Genomic DNA, 17098 nt, shown 5'->3' with positions numbered 1-17098 from the left:
GGGCACCCGGTGGCACCATCGGCGCCATGCCGTACCGGCCCGTCCGCCTCGCCGCCCTGGTGCTCCTCGCCTGCCTGGGGATCATGCTGACCGGCTGCGCCACCGCCACCGACGCGCCGAGCACCCGCACCCGGGCCACGGCGACCGTCGGCGCGTCCGAGCTGCCCGCCGAGGCCCGCGAGACCCTGCGGCTGATCGACCGCGGCGGACCGTTCCCGTACGAGAAGGACGGCGCGGTCTTCGGGAACTTCGAGGGGCGTCTGCCGAAGCGGGAGCGCGGCCACTACCGCGAGTACACCGTCCCCACGCCCGGCGAGAGCGACCGTGGAGCACGCCGCATTGTCACGGGACGCGACGGCGAGATCTACTACACCGACGACCACTACGAGACGTTCAGGGAAGTGCTCCGATGAGGAACGGTCCCCTCGCCGCGCTGTTCGGTGCCGTCCCCGGCCGGAACGTCGTCGTGCTCGACCTCCACGGGGTCACGGACAAGGCGTCCCTCATGGACCGCTGCGCGAGCGACCTGGAGCTCCCGGCCTGGTTCGGCCGCAACTGGGACGCGCTCGCGGACTGCCTCACCGATCTGCCGGGCGACGAGGGCACGCTCGTCCTCGTGTCCCGCTGGCAGGGCTTCGCCGCCGCCCGCCCCCACGACTGGTCGATCGCCCAGGAAGTCTTCGCCCAGGCCGTCGACACGCTCCCGGGACGACTGGCCGTACTGATCGCCCTTGGAGGAACCGACGAAGGCAAGCCGCACGGTCCTGGATGAATGGCCGGGGTCGTTCCATCCCCCCGTCATGGGACAATGAAGTACGTGCGTTTTCCCCCGGATGAACTTCCGGGACCCCTCCGATCGACTGGGATGTACAGCACGTGCGTTTCCTCAATGACCTCAAGCCGCCGTACGACCTGACGTACGACGATGTGTTCATGGTGCCGAGCCGCTCGGCCGTGGGCTCCCGCCAGGGGGTCGACCTTTCCGCCCCGGACGGCACGGGTACCACCATCCCGCTGGTCGTCGCCAACATGACGGCGATCGCCGGCCGACGGATGGCCGAGACCGTGGCCCGCCGCGGCGGTCTCGTCGTCATCCCGCAGGACATTCCGATCGAGGTCGTCACCGACGTCATCTCCTGGGTGAAGACGCGTCACCTCGTGCTCGACACCCCGATCGTGCTGACCCCGCACCAGACCGTCGCGGACGCGCTCTCGCTGCTGCCCAAGCGGGCGCACAACGCGGGCGTCGTCGTCGACGCCGAGCAGCGCCCGGTCGGCGTCGTCACGGAGCACGACCTGTCCGGTGTGGACCGCTTCACGCAGCTGTCCGAGGTCATGTCCAAGGACCTGCTGCTGATCGACGCGGACATCGACCCGCGCGAGGCGTTCACGACCCTCGACAACGCCAACCGCAAGATCGCCCCGGCGGTCGACAAGGACGGCAGGCTCGCGGGCCTCCTCACCCGCAAGGGCGCCCTGCGCGCCACGCTCTACACGCCGGCCACCGACGCGAACGGCAAGCTGCGGATCGCCGCCGCCGTGGGCATCAACGGCGACTTCGTCGGCAAGGCCAAGCAGCTGCTCGACGCGGGCGTGGACACGCTCGTGATCGACACGGCGCACGGCCACCAGGAGTCGATGATCAGCGCGATCAAGGCCGTGCGGGCGCTCGACCCGCACGTCCCGATCGTCGCGGGCAACATCGTGGCCGCCGAGGGCGTCAAGGACCTCATCGAGGCCGGCGCGGACATCATCAAGGTCGGTGTGGGCCCCGGCGCCATGTGCACCACCCGCATGATGACCGGCGTGGGCCGCCCGCAGTTCTCCGCCGTCCTGGAGTGCGCCGCCGAGGCGAAGAAGTACGGCAAGCACGTGTGGGCCGACGGCGGTGTCCGTCACCCGCGCGACGTGGCCATGGCCCTCGCCGCCGGTGCGTCCAACGTGATGATCGGTTCCTGGTTCGCGGGTACGTACGAGTCCCCGGGCGACCTCCAGCACACCGCCGACGGGCGTCCGTACAAGGAGTCGTTCGGCATGGCCTCCGCACGCGCCGTGCAGAACCGTACGAGCGAGGAGTCGGCGTACGACCGGGCCCGCAAGGCGCTCTTCGAGGAGGGCATCTCCACCTCGCGCATGTTCCTCGACCCGCAGCGTCCGGGCGTCGAGGACCTGATCGACTCGATCATCGCGGGCGTCCGCTCCTCCTGCACGTACGCGGGCGCGGGCTCGCTGGAGGAGTTCGCCGCGAGGGCGGTCGTCGGCATCCAGAGCGCCGCCGGTTACGCCGAGGGCAAGCCGCTGCACGCCAGCTGGAGCTAGTCTCCATCGCTCTTTTGAACGGCCCCCGGGATGTCTTCCCGGGGGCCGTTCCCGTGCCTCAGGGCCTGACGAACCCCGCGGCGCGCAGGGCGTCCGCCACCGCCGACGCCAGCACGGCATGGCCCGCGTCGTTCGGATGGAGACCGTCCGCCAGGTGCTCCGCCGTCAGCAGGCCCCGGCCCGACAGCACCGCCAGCCGTGCGTCGCCCGCCGCGACCAGGTCCCGGGCCGCCTCCTCCATCGCCGTACGCAGCTCGGCGAGCGTGGCACCCAGCGCGTTGGGCGTCGACTCGGCCTCGGGGCGCGGCACGGGGGAGAGCAGCAACAGGGGCGTGCGCGGGTGTCCCTGCCGTACGAGCGTGACGAAGGCGCGGGTCGTCTCGTACAGCAGCGGGGCCGAGTACGGGATCCCGGACCAGCAGTTGGTGCCGAAGGCGAGGGTGAGCAGTTCGGCGGGGAGGGTCGCCAGCTGCTGTGCCACGGGGAGTTCACCGCGCGCCGCACCGGCGTAGCCGAGGTTGACCGGGTCCAGGCCGAGGGCGCGGCCGGCGGTCGCGGGCCAGGAGTGGGCGGGGCGGGTGGACCACCAGCCCTCCGTGATGGAGTCGCCGTGCACCAGCCAGCGGGGCCGTGCCGGCGCGGGCAGCACGCTCCCGCCCACCCCGCGCAGACCGAGGATCACGGGCGCGTGCGACTCGGGCGGATGGAGGGTGAACGGGCCCTCGTCGGGAGGGAGCTGGATCGTGACGGCCGTCTCCTCGGCGGGTGCGGCGAACGATTCGCCGACGCAGTGCCCGCCCCGCCACAGCGCGAAGCCGTGCGCGAGTTCGCGCAGCGCGTCGCCCGGTCCGGGCAGCCGGGCCCGGTAGCGCACCTCGATCGCCCGCGCCCCGTCCGGCACGGTGAACTCCAGCCGTACGCCTATGGGCAGTGCCGCCCGCTCGCAGATGTCCCACGCCAGCCGGCCCGCATCGGCGGGGTCGGCCCGCACCACGCGGTCGCCGTCCCGCCAGGCCACGCCGCGCAGGAAGGGTCCGGGATCGAGCCAGGTCATCTCGTGGGTCCTCCGATCGTTCGGCCGGTGGTGACGCGCGGACTTCACTCCTACCCCTCCCTCGCGCAGGAAGGGAGGTGCACGGTCCGGGTTACCGGCGGAAGCGTTGCGTCCGCGTGGCCGGATCGCGTAGCTTGACTGCCCCTACCGCGCGGTAACCACCCTGGTCAGCCGTCACTAACCTGTGGGGAGCCCATGCGCCGGCGATTGCGCCGTCCCACGATCCGTGGCCGGATCGTGGCCCTCACCGTGCTGCCGGTGATCGCCCTGGTGACGCTGTGGAGCTTCGCCATGGTGTCCGTGACCGGCGATCTGCGGGCCCTGTTCCGGCTCCAGGGCGTGTACGAGAGTTTCGGCACCCCCGTCGACACGGCCGTCGGGCAGATCCAGATCGAGCGCAGGCTCGCCGCCGCGTATCTGGGCGGAGGGGGGCACGCCGACCTCGCCGCGCTCCTGGAGCAGCAGCGTGCGACCGACCGCGCCGTCCGGGCCATGCGGGACGCGATCGGCGACCAGGACCTGCGCGAGGACCTCTCCGACCGGCAGCGCGAGTCCCTGGACGCCATGGCCGGGGCGGCCGGGGACCTTGAGGGGCTGCGGGAGCGGGTGCTCGCCCGGACGGTCTCCTGGAGCGGGGCGGTGGACGCGTACACGGAGATCGTCGAGCCGACGTTCGACGTACAGTCCACGCTCACGGCGCTGCAGGCCGGGCAACTGGCCCGGGAGGCGCAGGTCGTGGTGGAGCTGGTCCGGGTGCGGGAGTTCGTGTCCCGCGAGGACGCGCTCGTGGCCGGGGCGCGTGCCTCCGGTGGCCTCACCGACCGCGAGTACGACATGCTCACCGCGACGATCGAGGACCGGCGGGTCTTTCACCGTACGTACGTCCCCGACCTGCCGGCCGACTCCCGCGGCCTGTTCACGGACTTCCAGCGCGGCGCCGAGTACCGGGCCCTGACCTCGGGCGAGGACGCCCTGCTGCGCGCCGGTGCGTCAGGTGCGGGGGAGGCGGTCGCGGCGGACTCCTGGCGGACGACGACGGACCGGGCGGTGCGGCGCTACATGCTGCTGTGCACCCAGTCCGCGATCAACGCGGCGGACCGGGGGAAGGCGTTCGCGTACCGCGAGATGGTCAAGGCGGCGGTCGTCGGCGTCGTCGGGCTCGTCGCCGTCGTCCTGTCCATCTGGCTCTCGGTCTCGGCCGGACGGCGGATCGCGCGGCGGCTGGAGGAACTGCGCGACGCCGCCGACCTGCTGGCCACCCGTCAGCTCCCCGATGTGATGGAGCGGCTCGGCGCGGGCGAGGAGGTCGACGCGGCCGCCGTCGCACCGCCGCTGGACTTCGGCGACGACGAGCGCGGGGCGGACGAGATCGCCCAGGTCGGCCGGGCCCTCAACGCGGCGCGCCGGGCCGCGGTCGAGGCCGCCGTCAAGCAGGCGACCCTGCGCCGCGGGATCTTCGCGGTGCTGCTCAACATCGCCCGGCGCAACCAGGCGCTCGTGCACCGGCAGTCGAAGCTGGTCGACACCCTGGAGCGGCGCACCAGCGACCCGGACACGCTGGAGGACCTGTTCCGGATCGACCACCTGACCACGCGTATGCGCCGCCACGCCGAGGGCCTGATCATCCTCTCCGGTGCCGCGCCGGGCCGGCGGTGGCGGGGCCCCGTGCCGCTCGTCGACGTCGTGTCCGCGGCGGCCGGCGAGATCGAGGACTACACCCGGGTCGAGATCCCGCCGATGCCGCCCGTGGGTGTCGCCGCCGAGGCGGTGGCGGACGTGGTCCACCTCGTCGCCGAACTCGTCGAGAACGCCACCGTCTTCTCCCCGCCGCACACCCAGGTGACCCTGCGCACCGGGCCGGCCCGCAACGGCTTCGTCCTGGAGATCGACGACCGCGGCCTCGGCATGGACGCGGACGAACTCGCCCGCGCGCGCCGGACCCTCGCCCGCCCCGGCGACTTCGACCCGGTCCAGGACCAGCGCCTGGGCCTCTACATCGTCGGCCGTCTGGCCGGCCGCCACGGCATCACCGTCTCCCTCACCCGCTCCGCGTACGGCGGCACCACGGCCGTGGTCCTCCTCCCGCACACGATCACGGCCCCGGTGGCGCCCGCCGACGACGACGCGGTCGTCCGCACCCTGCCGATACGGGGCCGCCGGTCCCGGTCCGGCGGGGGTGCCACGGCGGTGCGGCCGGGCGCCGGTGCGCACGGCGGCGGGCGTGCCCCGCTCGCGCTCGGGCCCGCGGTGCCCCGGGCCACCGAGGCGGCTGTCGAGACGGCTGTCGGCACGAGCTATGACACGGCTGTCGAGACGAGCGTCGCGACGGACACCGGGGCGGGCACCGGGACCGGCACCGCGACGGACACCGGGGCGGACACCGGGACCGGGACCGGCGCCGAGGCGCACACCGGGACCCGCACCGGGGCGGACACCCGCGGGGACGTCGAGCCGTCCGTGCCGGGGGCGGTCCCCCCGGCCGCCGGGCCGCGCGCGCTGCCGAAGCGCGTACGGCAGGCGTCGCTGGCCGAGCCGTTGCGGGAGGCGCCGCCGAGGGAAGAGCCGGTCGAGGCAGGGCGGGGGGAGCCCGATCGGGAGGTCGGCCCGGAGGAGATGAGGGCGATCTTCGGGGCGTTCCAGCGGGGGCTGGACCGAGGCCGCAGGGCCGACCGGCCGGGACCGGCCGGTGACGACGCGCCCAGGACCCGTACGACCGACGAAGGGACGGGCCACGATGACTGACCCGAGCGACGACGACTACCCCGGTGGCCTCGGCTGGCTGCTCGACGACCTCGTGGCCAGGACGGACCACGTCCGCCAGGCCGTGCTGCTGACGGCCGACGGGCTGGTCACCTGCGCGTCCCGGGGGATGCCCATGCGGGACATCGAGCATCTGTCCGCCGTGTGCGCGGGCTTCCACGGCCTCGCCAAGGAGACCGGCGCGCGTTTCGGGGCGGGGAAGGTGCGGCAGACCATGGTCATGCTCGATCGTGGCTATCTGTTCATCACCCCCGCGGGCGACGGCAGCCGCCTCGCCGTGCTCAGCGATGTCGAGACCGACGTCGGACAGCTCGCCCACGAGATGACGCTGCTGGTCAGGCGCGTGGGCCGGCACATGTCCGTCCCGGCGCGCTCGGCATCCGAGGCCACGAAGGCGACTGAGACGGCTGAGACGGCTGAGGCGACCGCGGCGACCGCGGAAGCGGAGGCGACCGACGTGACCGACGTATCCGACGCGACCGACGCCTGACCCGTGAGTGAGCAGCACTGGTACGAGGACGAAACCGGGTCGATGGTGCGGCCGTACACCGTGACCCGGGGCCGGACCCGTCCCGCCGCGGAGCACCACATCGACCTGATGTCGCAGGTCACAGCCGTCGCGCCGGAGGGTCCCGAGCAATCGGCACCGAGGCTCGGCCATGCCTGCGCCCTGCTGCTGGAGCTGGTGCGCCGAGGAGGCGTCCGGCCGGTCGCGGAGATCGCCGCCGACGCTGATCTGCCCCTCACGGTCGTCCGGGTGCTGCTCGTCGACCTGGTCGAGGCGGGGCTGGTCAGGGTCGTGCCCCCGGCGCTTCGCACGGGGCCGGGGGAGCCGGCGCTGCTGCGTGAGATCGCCGACCGGCTCCGCGAGATCTGAGCGGGATCCGGGCGGAGATCCGGGCCAGATCTGAACGGTTTTGCGTGGCTGTGCAACATTCCTCTGCCACCGCCCGAATGACGCAACGATCTTACGCAGGTGCGCAAAGCTCGTGCATTACGGTCGGGAACCCCCACCTCGTAGGGTCGCTCCCTGTACGTGGAGTGGCGGGGACCGCCTGCTCGGCGAATCCCACCGCTCAGGCCTGCTCAGCCATGCCCGCGCAACCGCACAGGAGATTCGCCCGGTCGCCGCCTCCCGATAGGCAGCGATAAGGAGCCTCCCCAGTGTTGGATCATGGCGCAGCGCCACCCGTCACTCCCCAGCCGCAGCGCGCCCCCGGGCTCGGCAGCCGCCTGATGCGACGCAAGCCCGTCGAGACACTCGTCGCCGAGGGCGGCCAGGGTGACGGCGGCAGTCTGCGCCGCTCGCTCTCGATGTGGCAGCTGACCATGATCAGCATCGGTGCCACGCTCGGCACCGGCATCTTCGTCGTCCTCGGCGAAGCCACCCCGCTGGCCGGCCCGGCCGTGGCGATCTCCTTCGTCGTCGCGGGCCTGACCGCCCTGTTCTCGGCCCTCTCGTACGCCGAGCTCGCCGGAGCCGTCCCCGTGTCCGGCTCCTCGTACTCGTATTCGTACGCGACGATGGGCGAGCTCATCGCCTGGATCTGCGGCTGGTGCCTCGTCCTCGAGTACGGCGTCTCGGTCGCCGCCGTGGCGGTCGGCTGGGGTGAGTACCTCAACGAGCTGCTCGACGGCACCATCGGCGTGACCATCCCGGGCTCCATATCGGCCCCGCTCGGCGAGGGCGGTTACATCAACCTCCCCGCACTCGTCGTCGTGCTCCTGGCCATGGTCTTCCTGATGGGCGGCGCCAAGGAGAGCGCCCGCGTCAACTCGATCATGGTCGGCGTCAAGATCGTCACGCTGCTGCTCTTCATCGGCATCGGCTTCATGGGCATCAAGGCCGGCAACTACGCCCCGCTCGCCCCCCTCGGCGTCACCGGCATCAGCGCGGCCGCGGCCAGCCTCTTCTTCTCGTACATCGGCTTCGACGCCGCCTCCACCGCCGGTGAAGAGGCCAAGAACCCCAAGCGGGACCTGCCGCGCGCGATCATGCTGTCGCTGCTCGTCGTCACCGTGCTCTACTGCCTCGTCGCCCTGGTCGCCGTCGGCGCCATGCCGTGGGAGGACTTCGAGGGCACCGAGGCGGCACTCGCCCAGATCATGACCGACGTCACCGGCCAGAGCTTCTGGGGCGTCGTGCTCGCCGCCGGCGCGGTCGTGGCCATCGCCAGCGTCGTCTTCGCCGTGCTGTACGGCCAGACGCGCATCCTCTTCGCCATGTCCCGCGACGGACTCGTGCCCAAGGTGTTCGCCAAGGTGAACCCGCGCACCGGCGCCCCGCGTGCCAACACCGTGATCGTCTCGGTCTTCTGCGGCGCCCTCGCGGCCTTCATCCCGCTGGGTGAACTGGCCAACGCCACCAGCATCGGCACGCTCTTCGCGTTCGCCCTGGTCAACGTGGCCGTGATCATCCTGCGCTACACGCGGCCCGACATGAACCGCACCTTCCGCGTGCTGCTGTTCCCGGTCACCCCGATCCTGGGCTTCGGGTTCTGCGCGTACATGATGTTCAGCCTTCCGCCCGCCACCTGGATGTACTTCGGTGGCTGGATGGTCGCCGGGCTCGTGTTCTACTTCCTGTACGGCCTGCGCCGTTCCCGACTGGCAACGCCGGAGACACCGGTATCAGCAGAGAAGTGATCCACCCCCTGTGCGACTGAACGATCTCGACGAACGCATCGTGCACGCCCTCGCCGAGGACGCGCGTCGTTCCTACGCCGACATCGGCTCGCTCGTCGGCCTGTCCGCGCCCGCCGTGAAGCGGCGCGTGGACAGGCTGCGGGCGGACGGAGTCATCACCGGCTTCACCGTCCGCGTCGACCCGGCCGCGATGGGCTGGGAGACCGAGGGCTACATCGAGATCTACGCACGCAGCAACACCTCGCCCGAGACCATCCGACGTGGTCTCGAGCGGTACCCGGAAGTCGCGTCCGCCTCCACCGTCACCGGTGAGGCGGACGCGATCGTTCAGGTCTTCGCCTCCGACATGCGCCACTTCGAGCGCGTCCTGGAGCGCATCGCGGGCGAGCCGTACGTCGACCGCACCAAGTCCGTGCTGGTGCTGTCGCCCCTGCTGCGGCGGTTCTCGTCCGGCTCGCCCGCCTGACACCGGCCGGCCCCGGGGTGGCTGAAACCCCGCCCCGGTGGCACGCAACGAATCGCCGCCGACCCCCTGAACCACGCAATGGATCAACACTCGGTCCGCAACAGTCGCGCCTTGTCCGGGCAGAACGCCGAAACGTACCGTCTTTAGCGTCGCCCTGACACCCCCGCCACTCCCTTCCGAGGTACGTCCATGCCGCCGCTGCGCACCGCCCTGCTCCAGAGCTCCGGGACCCCCGGCGACATCGCCAAGAACCTCGAGATCCTCGACACCCACGCGGCCCGCGCCGCGGCCTGTGGCGCCGGGCTGCTCGTCTGCCCCGAGATGTTCCTCACCGGCTACGCCATCGGCGCCGACGTACCCCGCCTGGCCGAGCCCGCCGACGGTTCCTCCGCACAGGCCGTCGCCGAGATCGCCGTACGCCACGGTCTCGCCGTCCTCTACGGCTACCCCGAGCGGGGCACCGGTGAGCAGGCGGAGCTGGTCTACAACGCCGCGCAGCTCATCGGCGCCGACGGCACGCGCCTCGCGAACTACCGCAAGACGCATCTCTTCGGCTGCTTCGAGCAGGAGTGGTTCACGCCCGGCGACGAGCCCGTCGTCCAGACCGAGCTCGGCGGCCTCCGCGTCGGCATCATGATCTGCTACGACGTCGAGTTCCCCGAGAACGTACGCGGCCACGCCCTCGCCGGGACCGATCTGCTGGTGGTGCCCACCGCCCAGATGCACCCCTTCCAGTTCGTCGCCGAGAAGCTCGTCCCGGTCCGCGCCTTCGAGAGCCAGATGTACGTGGCGTACGTCAACAGGACCGGTCCCGAGGGCGAGTTCGACTTCGTCGGGCTGAGCTGCCTGGCCGGCCCCGACGGCATCGCCAGGGCCCGCGCCGGCCACGGTGAGGAGCTGGTCGTCGGCGACGCCGACCCGGACTTCCTCGCCGCTTCCCGCGCCGCCAACCCGTATCTGCGCGACCGCCGCCCCGGCCTGTACGCGTCCCTCACCCGCTGAACCGCTGAACCCGCCGCATCAGCAGAACCCAGGAGTCACAGCCCCATGACGTCCACGGTGCCCACCACCGCCGTCCCGCACGCCGACGCGCAGCAGCCGCCCATCACCATGTTCGGGCCGGACTTCCCGTACGCCTACGACGACTTCCTCGCCCACCCGGCGGGCATCGGCCAGATACCCGCGACCGAGCACGGCGCCGAGGTCGCCGTCATCGGCGGTGGCCTCTCCGGCATCATCGCCGCGTACGAGCTGATGAAGATGGGCCTCAAGCCGGTCGTCTACGAGGCGGACCAGATCGGCGGCCGGCTGCGCACCGTCGGCTTCGAGGGCACGGGCACGGACGGGCTGACCGCCGAGATGGGCGCCATGCGCTTCCCGCCCTCGTCGACCGCGCTCCAGTACTACATCGACCTGGTGGGCCTGGAGACGAAGGCGTTCCCCAACCCGCTGGCCGAGTCGACCCCCTCGACGGTCGTCGACCTCAAGGGCGAGTCGCACTACGCCGAGACCATCGACGACCTCCCGCAGGTCTACCGCGACGTGATGAACGCGTGGAACGCCTGCCTGGAGGAGGGCGCCGACTTCTCCGACATGAACCGCGCCATGCGCGAGCGGGACGTCCCGCGCATCCGCGAGATCTGGGCGAAGCTCGTCGAGAAGCTCGACAACCAGACCTTCTACGGCTTCCTCTGCGAGTCCGAGGCCTTCAAGTCCTTCCGGCACCGCGAGATCTTCGGCCAGGTCGGCTTCGGCACCGGCGGCTGGGACACCGACTTCCCCAACTCCATCCTGGAGATCCTCCGCGTCGTCTACACCGAGGCCGACGACCACCACCGCGGCATCGTCGGCGGCTCGCAGCAGCTGCCGCTGCGGCTGTGGGAGCGCGAGCCCGAGAAGATCGTGCACTGGGCCCAGGGCACGTCGCTGTCGACGCTGCACGAGGGCGCGCCGCGCCCCGCGGTGACCCGGCTGCACCGTACGGCCGGCAACCGCGTCACCGTCACGGACGCCTCCGGCGACATCCGCACGTACCAGGCGGCCATCTTCACCGCGCAGTCCTGGATGCTGCTCTCCAAGATCGCCTGCGACGACTCGCTCTTCCCCATCGACCACTGGACGGCGATGGAGCGCACGCACTACATGGAGTCGAGCAAGCTCTTCGTTCCGGTCGACCGGCCGTTCTGGCTGGACAAGGCCGTCGACGACAGGGGAAATCCGACCGGCCGTGACGTCATGTCGATGACGCTGACCGACCGGATGACGCGCGGCACGTACCTGCTGGACGAAGGCCCCGACAAGCCGGCCGTGATCTGCCTCTCGTACACGTGGTGCGACGACAGCCTCAAGTGGCTGCCGCTGTCCGCGAACGAGCGCATGGAGGTCATGCTCAAGTCGCTCGGCGAGATCTACCCGAAGGCCGACATCCGGAAGCACATCATCGGCAACCCGGTGACGGTCTCCTGGGAGAACGAGCCCTACTTCATGGGCGCGTTCAAGGCCAACCTGCCGGGTCACTACCGCTACCAGCGCCGCCTGTTCACCCACTTCATGCAGGACCGCCTCCCCGAGGACAAGCGCGGCATCTTCCTCGCGGGCGACGACATCTCCTGGACGGCGGGCTGGGCCGAGGGCGCGGTGCAGACCGCTCTCAACGCGGTGTGGGGCGTCATGCACCACTTCGGCGGCGACACGGACGCGACCAACCCCGGTCCCGGTGACGTCTTCGACGAGATCGCCCCGGTGGAGCTGCCTGAGGACTGATCCTTTTTGTGGCTCGGTTCTCCCCCTGGCCTCCGGCCGGGGGGACCCCCACCGGGGCGCTCAAGCGGCTCCCGACGGTCGATCGTGCTCGGTCGCTCGTTCCTCGCGTTCTCCCTTTCGGCAGCCGCGCGCCCCTTCGGCTCACTCGCCCCCCCCGGGGCGCCGAGCCTTATGAATTCGCCCCCGCCGCCGGCCGTGACCCGGTCGGCCCCGGGTGGTCATGGAGCCGCCGCCGGCCGGAAACCCCGGTCGGCGGCGGCTTCGTCGTGGGGTCAGATGCCCGCGGCGCGTACGCCCTCGTAGACCGCCGCCGCGGCGTCCTTCAGCTCCTCCGCGTCCCGTGCGCCGGCGGACAGATCGACGAGGAACTCGTCGAGACCGGGCGCGGCGTGGGCCGCGAGGTCCTCCACGATCTGGTCCACGCTGCCGTGGAACGGCTGACGGTCACCGCTGTCCAGCGGCTTCGCGCGGTACGCCGCGTTGGCGCGTACGACCACCTCCAGGGGCTTCTCGCGGCCCCGCTCGGCCGCCAGTTCCTGGATCTGCCGCCAGTCCTCGGCGAGCTGCTCCGGGCCCGCCGCGACCGGCATCCAGCCGTCCGCCCTGTCCACCAGCCGGCGCCGCGCACGCGGGCTGTGCCCGGGCAGCAGGACGGGGATGGGCCGGGCGGGCTTGGGGCCGACGACGGAGGGGGCGATCTTCGTCAGCGCGCCTTCGTACGTGACCGGGTCCGCGCCCCACACGGCCTGGCACACGTCCAGCAGTTCGTCCAGGACCGCGCCGCGCTTCTCGAACGGGGCGACGCCCGCGGCGGCGTACTCGTCGAGGGACCAGCCGGTGCCGAAGCCCGCCACGACCCGGCCGCCGCTCGCCGCGTCGAGCGTGGCGAGCGTACGCGCCAGCTGGAAGGGAATGTGCAGCGGCGCGATCAGCACACTCGTGCCGAGCCGCGCCCGGCTCGTCGCGGCAGCCGCCAGGGTCAGCGATACGGTCGGTTCGGCGACACCGCGGTACTGGTCGGGCCAGGGGAGGCCCGGAACTCCGTACAGTCCCTGGGTCGCGGGCTCCGGGAACAGCACCCGTTCGAACACCCACAGGCTGTCGTAGCCGGTCTCCTCGGCCGCCGCGGCCACCCCGGGGATGTCGCGGCCGATGTCGTACTGCTTCATCTGCGGGAGCCCGAGTCCGAGCCGGATCGCCATGCTGTACTCCTTCGCGTCGGTGCGCGTCAGTGCGTGGTCGGTTCGCGTGCGGTTCGCGTGCGGTTCGCGTCAGTTCGTGTCAGGGCCAGGGGGTGAGCAGGCAGCGCCCGACGAGCCCGACACCCGTGTCCAGCCTTTCGGTGAACTCATCGGCAAGCTCCGGAAATTCCTGGAGCCGCCACAGCAGCCGCGCCGCCGACCAGGCGCCGTCGCGGGCCCGCTCCAGACTCCAGGAGCCCAGCAGATGCGTGAGCGGATCGGCGATCTCCAGCAGATCGGGACCGGGCATCAGATCCTCGCGGATCCGTTCCTCCAGCATCGTGAGGATGTCGCCCACACGGTCGAACTCCCTCTCCATCGCCGGAGGTTCGCAGCCGAGCGTACGGCAGGTGTCCACGACCGCCAGCGCGAGATCGTGCCCGATGTGCGCGTTGATCCCGGCCAGCGCGAACTGCAACGGACGTACGCCGGGATGGCGGCGGTGCTGGAACAGCGGACGCCAGCAGGCGGGCGGCCGCGCGCCCCCGGCGACCGTGTCGACGGCCGTCAGATAGCGCTCGGCGAAGAGAACGGCCAGCGTGCCGGCCGCCCGCCGGTCGGGAAAGTCGCCGCGGTCGATGCGCCGGTCGAGCTCCTCGGTGACGGCCAGATAGACCCGGTTGAAGACCGCGACCCCGTCCGCCGCCGGCCAGCCGGAGTGGAGCGCCCGCATCCGCGCCACCACCGACCCGACCGAAAGGCGGAGGGGTCCGGGCCGGGCTGCGAACTCCTCGATCTGCGCCATGGGGGCAGCGTCCCAGCCCTGCGCTCGGACAGGTGCCGCCCTGCCGGGGCTTCCCCAGAACGGGGGACGGCTCCGTTACGGGCGGAGCCCCGAGCGGGCGGCGGAACGTGCGGGTGAGTTGGACGGCTGCGGGGGCGCGGCGGGCACGTTCACCCCTGCCTACGCCTACGCCTACGCCTTGACCTCTGGCCGGCTGTCGCCCTCGTCGTAGGTGGACGTACCGGCGTCCAGCAGAGGCTCCTGCCCCTTCATGTGCGCGGGCGCGAACGCGCGCAGCACGTGGTAGCCGGTGATGACGACGATCGTGCCCAGGGCGATCCCGCTGAGCTCGAAGTTCTCGGTGAACTTCAGGCTGACGCCACCGACGCCGATGATGATGCCCGCCGCCGCCGGTACCAGGTTGAGCGGATTGCGCAGATCCACCTTGGCGTTGATCCAGATCTGTGCCCCGAGCAGGCCGATCATTCCGTACAGGATGACGGTGATCCCGCCCAGCACGCCGCCGGGGATCGCGGCCACGACCGCGCCGAACTTCGGGCAGAGCCCGAAGAGGAGCGCGAAGCCCGCGGCGGCCCAGTAGGCGGCCGTCGAGTACACGCGGGTGGCGGCCATGACGCCGATGTTCTCGGAGTATGTGGTGTTGGGCGGGCCGCCCACGGCGGTGGAGAGGACGGACGCGGCGCCGTCGGCGGCGATGGCGGTGCCGAGCTTGTCGTCCTGCGGGTCGCCGGTCATCTCTCCGACGGCCTTGACGTGCCCGGCGTTCTCGGCGATCAGGGCGATGACGACGGGCAGGGCCACCAGGATCGCGGACCATTCGAAGCTCGGCGCGTGGAAGCTCGGCAGACCGATCCAGTCGGCCTTGGAGACCCCGGAGAGATCGAGGCGCCAGTGGTCCACCGCCTCGGCGCCGCCCGTCGTCGAGTGGATCTTGCCGAAGATCCGGTCGAAGACCCAGGAGACGGCGTAGCCGAAGATCAGCCCGAGGAAGATCGCGATGCGGGAGAAGAAGCCGCGCAGACAGACCACGGCCAGCCCGGTGAACAGCATCACCAGCAGCGCGGTCCACTGGTCCTGCGGCCAGTACGTGGACGCCGTGACCGGCGCCAGGTTGAAGCCGATCAGCATGACCACCGCGCCCGTGACGATCGGCGGCATGGCGGCGTGGATGATCCGCGCGCCGAAGCGCTGCACGGCGAGGCCCGCGAGGAAGAGCGCCACGCCGACGACGAGGACCGCTCCGGTGACGGTGGCACTGTCGCCGCCGGTGGCGCGGATGGTCGCGGCAACGCCGACGAAGGAGAGCGAACAGCCCAGATAGCTGGGGATGCGGCCCCGGGTCGCGAGCAAGAAGATCACGGTCGCCACGCCGGACATCATGATCGCGAGGTTGGGGTCGAGCCCCATGAGCACGGGCGCCACGAACGACGCCCCGAACATGGCCACGACGTGCTGCGCGCCGAGCCCTGCCGTACGCGGCCAGGACAGCCGCTCGTCGGGGCGGACGACGGCCCCGGGTGCGGGTGTCCGTCCGTCGCCGTGCAGGCGCCAGCGCACGCCGAGGTCCATGGATGCTCCAGTTCAGAGGGGGGGTGGGAGGGGCCGAAGATCAGCGCAATCGTACGGGGACGCCGTCGCCCGGATCCGATGCGCGCATCGCGCGAACGGCATGGTCACCGGCACCTGGCGGCCCTCCGCTCACACGGCCTCGTTCATGACGCTCACACGGCCTCGTTCATGAATCGCATCCAGGTGCCCGGTCGGAGTGCTGGAGGAGCCGCCGGGCGGGACGTATGGGCGCCGCGGCCGGAGGCGGAGCGGCTGGACTCGATCAAGGGCTGAGACTCCGCCCGCCGGGACATCAGCCCTCGCGGCGCTTGAGGAGCGGGGGCTTCGGGGCGGGCTCCCCGCCCGAGCCGGCCGCGGCCGCGCCCCGCGCACTGCCCCGCAGCACCCCCGCCCCCACCACCAGCCCGAACGCCAGCACCGTCACCAGCGCGAACGACACGACCAGCGACGTCAGATCCGCGATACCGCCGATCGCCGACGGCGCGATCAGCCCCGAGGTGTACGTGATCGTCGCGACCCCCGCGATCGACAGGCTCGGATTCGTACCGCTGCGCCCCGCCGCCGCGAACGCCAGCGGCACCACGACGGCGACACCGAGCCCGATGCACCCGAACCCCAGCATCGCCACGGCCGGATGGGTCGCCAGCACCACCGCGAGCCCGCCGGCCGTCGCCAGCACACCCCCCACCCGGACGGTGCGCACCGGCCCGAAGCGGTCCACCACCCGGTCGCCCAGGAGCCGGGCGACCGCCATCGTCAGCGCGAACGCGGTGGTGGAGGCGGCCGCGAGCCCCGCCGACGTACCCAGCTCGTTGCGCAGATACACCGCCGACCAGTCCAGGCTGGCCCCCTCCGCGAACACCCCGCAGAATCCGATCGCCCCGATGACCAGCGCGGAGCGCGGCGGCAGCGCGAAGCGCGGCGGAGGCTCCTCGTCCGGGGTGCTGCGCAGGTCCAGTACGCCCTGGCAGGCCAGCAGGCCCAGCGCGGTGAGGACGGCCGCCGCGAGGAGGTGGTGCAGGCGGGCGTCGCTGCCGAGGTGCGCGGCGAGCGTGCCGGCGGCCGAGCCGATGAGGGCGCCCGCGCTCCACATGCCGTGCAGGCTCGACATGATCGAACGGTCGAGCCGGTTCTCGACCTCGACGCCGAGCGCGTTCATGGCGACGTCGGCCATTCCGGCGGTGGCGCCGTACACGAACAGCGTGGCGCAGAGCGCGTACACGTCGGGGGAGAGGGCGGGGAGCGCGAGCGCGAGCGTCCACAGGGCGATCAGCCCGCGCAGTGCGTTGCGGGCCCCGAAGCGATGGCTGATGCGCCCGGCGAGCGGCATGGCGACGGACGCGCCGATCGCGGGGAAGGCGAGCGCGAGTCCGAGCTGGCCGGCCCCGACCCCGGCGTGGTCCTGGATCCAGGGGATTCGGGTGGCGAAGCTGCCGGTCACGGCTCCGTGCACACAGAAGACGGCGGCCACGGCGTACCGGGCTCTGGTCAGTTGTCGCTCGTCGTAGGCCACGTCGATGGGCATTCCCGTAAAC

Annotated in this window: 14 protein-coding genes and 1 pseudogene; 10 read left to right on the top strand and 5 right to left on the bottom strand. The window is 71.8% G+C overall.

Translation table 11 applies throughout. The annotated features are described in order from the left end of the window. The first annotated feature begins 26 nt into the window (after nucleotides 1–26). From ABT342_RS08585 to ABT342_RS08575, 3 genes are all read left to right on the top strand, one after another. Nucleotides 27–413: a guanyl-specific ribonuclease gene (locus tag ABT342_RS08585; protein ID WP_351569013.1), complete on the top strand. Its 387-nt coding sequence runs from the start codon at nucleotides 27–29 to the stop codon at nucleotides 411–413. Then, complete coding sequence (locus ABT342_RS08580) at nucleotides 410–772, top strand: barstar family protein (RefSeq protein WP_351569010.1); 363 nt, start codon at nucleotides 410–412, stop codon at nucleotides 770–772. Before ABT342_RS08585 ends, ABT342_RS08580 begins: the two co-directional genes overlap by 4 nt. A gap of 104 nt (nucleotides 773–876) precedes the next feature. Continuing rightward, nucleotides 877–2319, top strand: a complete 1443-nt coding sequence (locus tag ABT342_RS08575; protein WP_351569008.1) for a GuaB1 family IMP dehydrogenase-related protein — start codon at nucleotides 877–879, stop codon at nucleotides 2317–2319. A 58-nt stretch (nucleotides 2320–2377) separates the two neighbouring features. Here ABT342_RS08575 and ABT342_RS08570 read toward each other — a convergent pair whose 3' ends face one another. Beyond that, a complete protein-coding gene (locus ABT342_RS08570) occupies nucleotides 2378–3373 on the bottom strand; it encodes a GDSL-type esterase/lipase family protein (protein WP_351569005.1) in 996 nt (331 codons plus the stop codon). Between the two features lie 195 nt (nucleotides 3374–3568). Here ABT342_RS08570 and ABT342_RS08565 point away from each other — a divergent pair, with 195 nt between their 5' ends. The 7 genes and pseudogenes from ABT342_RS08565 (at nucleotide 3569) to ABT342_RS08535 (ending at nucleotide 12008) form a co-directional block, all read left to right on the top strand. Continuing rightward, a complete protein-coding gene (locus ABT342_RS08565) occupies nucleotides 3569–6115 on the top strand; it encodes a sensor histidine kinase (protein ID WP_351569002.1) in 2547 nt (848 codons plus the stop codon). Then, nucleotides 6108–6521, top strand: a pseudogene (locus tag ABT342_RS08560) (roadblock/LC7 domain-containing protein); the annotation flags it as partial. The gene ABT342_RS08565 and the pseudogene ABT342_RS08560, both read left to right, overlap by 8 nt. A 105-nt stretch (nucleotides 6522–6626) precedes the next feature. After that, nucleotides 6627–7010 carry a DUF742 domain-containing protein gene (locus tag ABT342_RS08555; protein ID WP_351569000.1) on the top strand — a complete coding sequence of 128 codons (384 nt, stop codon included), beginning with the start codon at nucleotides 6627–6629 and terminating at the stop codon, nucleotides 7008–7010. Between the two features lie 287 nt (nucleotides 7011–7297). Beyond that, nucleotides 7298–8779 carry an amino acid permease gene (locus ABT342_RS08550; RefSeq protein WP_351568997.1) on the top strand — a complete coding sequence of 494 codons (1482 nt, stop codon included), beginning with the start codon at nucleotides 7298–7300 and terminating at the stop codon, nucleotides 8777–8779. A gap of 10 nt (nucleotides 8780–8789) precedes the next feature. Continuing rightward, the gene (locus ABT342_RS08545; protein ID WP_351568994.1) at nucleotides 8790–9245 is read left to right on the top strand and encodes an Lrp/AsnC family transcriptional regulator; all 456 of its coding nucleotides are present in this window, start codon (nucleotides 8790–8792) and stop codon (nucleotides 9243–9245) included. 189 nt (nucleotides 9246–9434) lie between these two features. Then, complete coding sequence (locus tag ABT342_RS08540; RefSeq protein WP_351568991.1) at nucleotides 9435–10247, top strand: carbon-nitrogen hydrolase family protein; 813 nt, start codon at nucleotides 9435–9437, stop codon at nucleotides 10245–10247. Between the two features lie 45 nt (nucleotides 10248–10292). Next, nucleotides 10293–12008 carry a flavin monoamine oxidase family protein gene (locus ABT342_RS08535; RefSeq protein WP_351568988.1) on the top strand — a complete coding sequence of 572 codons (1716 nt, stop codon included), beginning with the start codon at nucleotides 10293–10295 and terminating at the stop codon, nucleotides 12006–12008. A gap of 272 nt (nucleotides 12009–12280) precedes the next feature. Here the strand turns inward: ABT342_RS08535 and ABT342_RS08530 are convergent, their stop codons facing one another. From ABT342_RS08530 to ABT342_RS08515, 4 genes are all read right to left on the bottom strand, one after another. Beyond that, nucleotides 12281–13210: an LLM class F420-dependent oxidoreductase gene (locus tag ABT342_RS08530; protein ID WP_351568985.1), complete on the bottom strand. Its 930-nt coding sequence runs from the start codon at nucleotides 13208–13210 to the stop codon at nucleotides 12281–12283. Nucleotides 13211–13289: 79 nt separating this feature from the next. Further along, nucleotides 13290–13994: a DUF5995 family protein gene (locus ABT342_RS08525; RefSeq protein WP_351568982.1), complete on the bottom strand. Its 705-nt coding sequence runs from the start codon at nucleotides 13992–13994 to the stop codon at nucleotides 13290–13292. Nucleotides 13995–14165: 171 nt separating this feature from the next. Next, nucleotides 14166–15563, bottom strand: a complete 1398-nt coding sequence (locus ABT342_RS08520) for a uracil-xanthine permease family protein (protein WP_351568979.1) — start codon at nucleotides 15561–15563, stop codon at nucleotides 14166–14168. Between the two features lie 292 nt (nucleotides 15564–15855). Beyond that, nucleotides 15856–17088 carry an MFS transporter gene (locus ABT342_RS08515; protein WP_351568977.1) on the bottom strand — a complete coding sequence of 411 codons (1233 nt, stop codon included), beginning with the start codon at nucleotides 17086–17088 and terminating at the stop codon, nucleotides 15856–15858. Nucleotides 17089–17098 lie beyond the last annotated feature (10 nt).

The sequence above is a fragment of the Streptomyces sp. NPDC000410 genome, from assembly GCF_040300305.1.
Taxonomy (GTDB): Bacteria; Actinomycetota; Actinomycetes; order Streptomycetales; family Streptomycetaceae; genus Streptomyces.
Note: the sequence above shows the minus strand (reverse complement) of the source record. Positions and strands in the feature narration are given on the sequence as shown.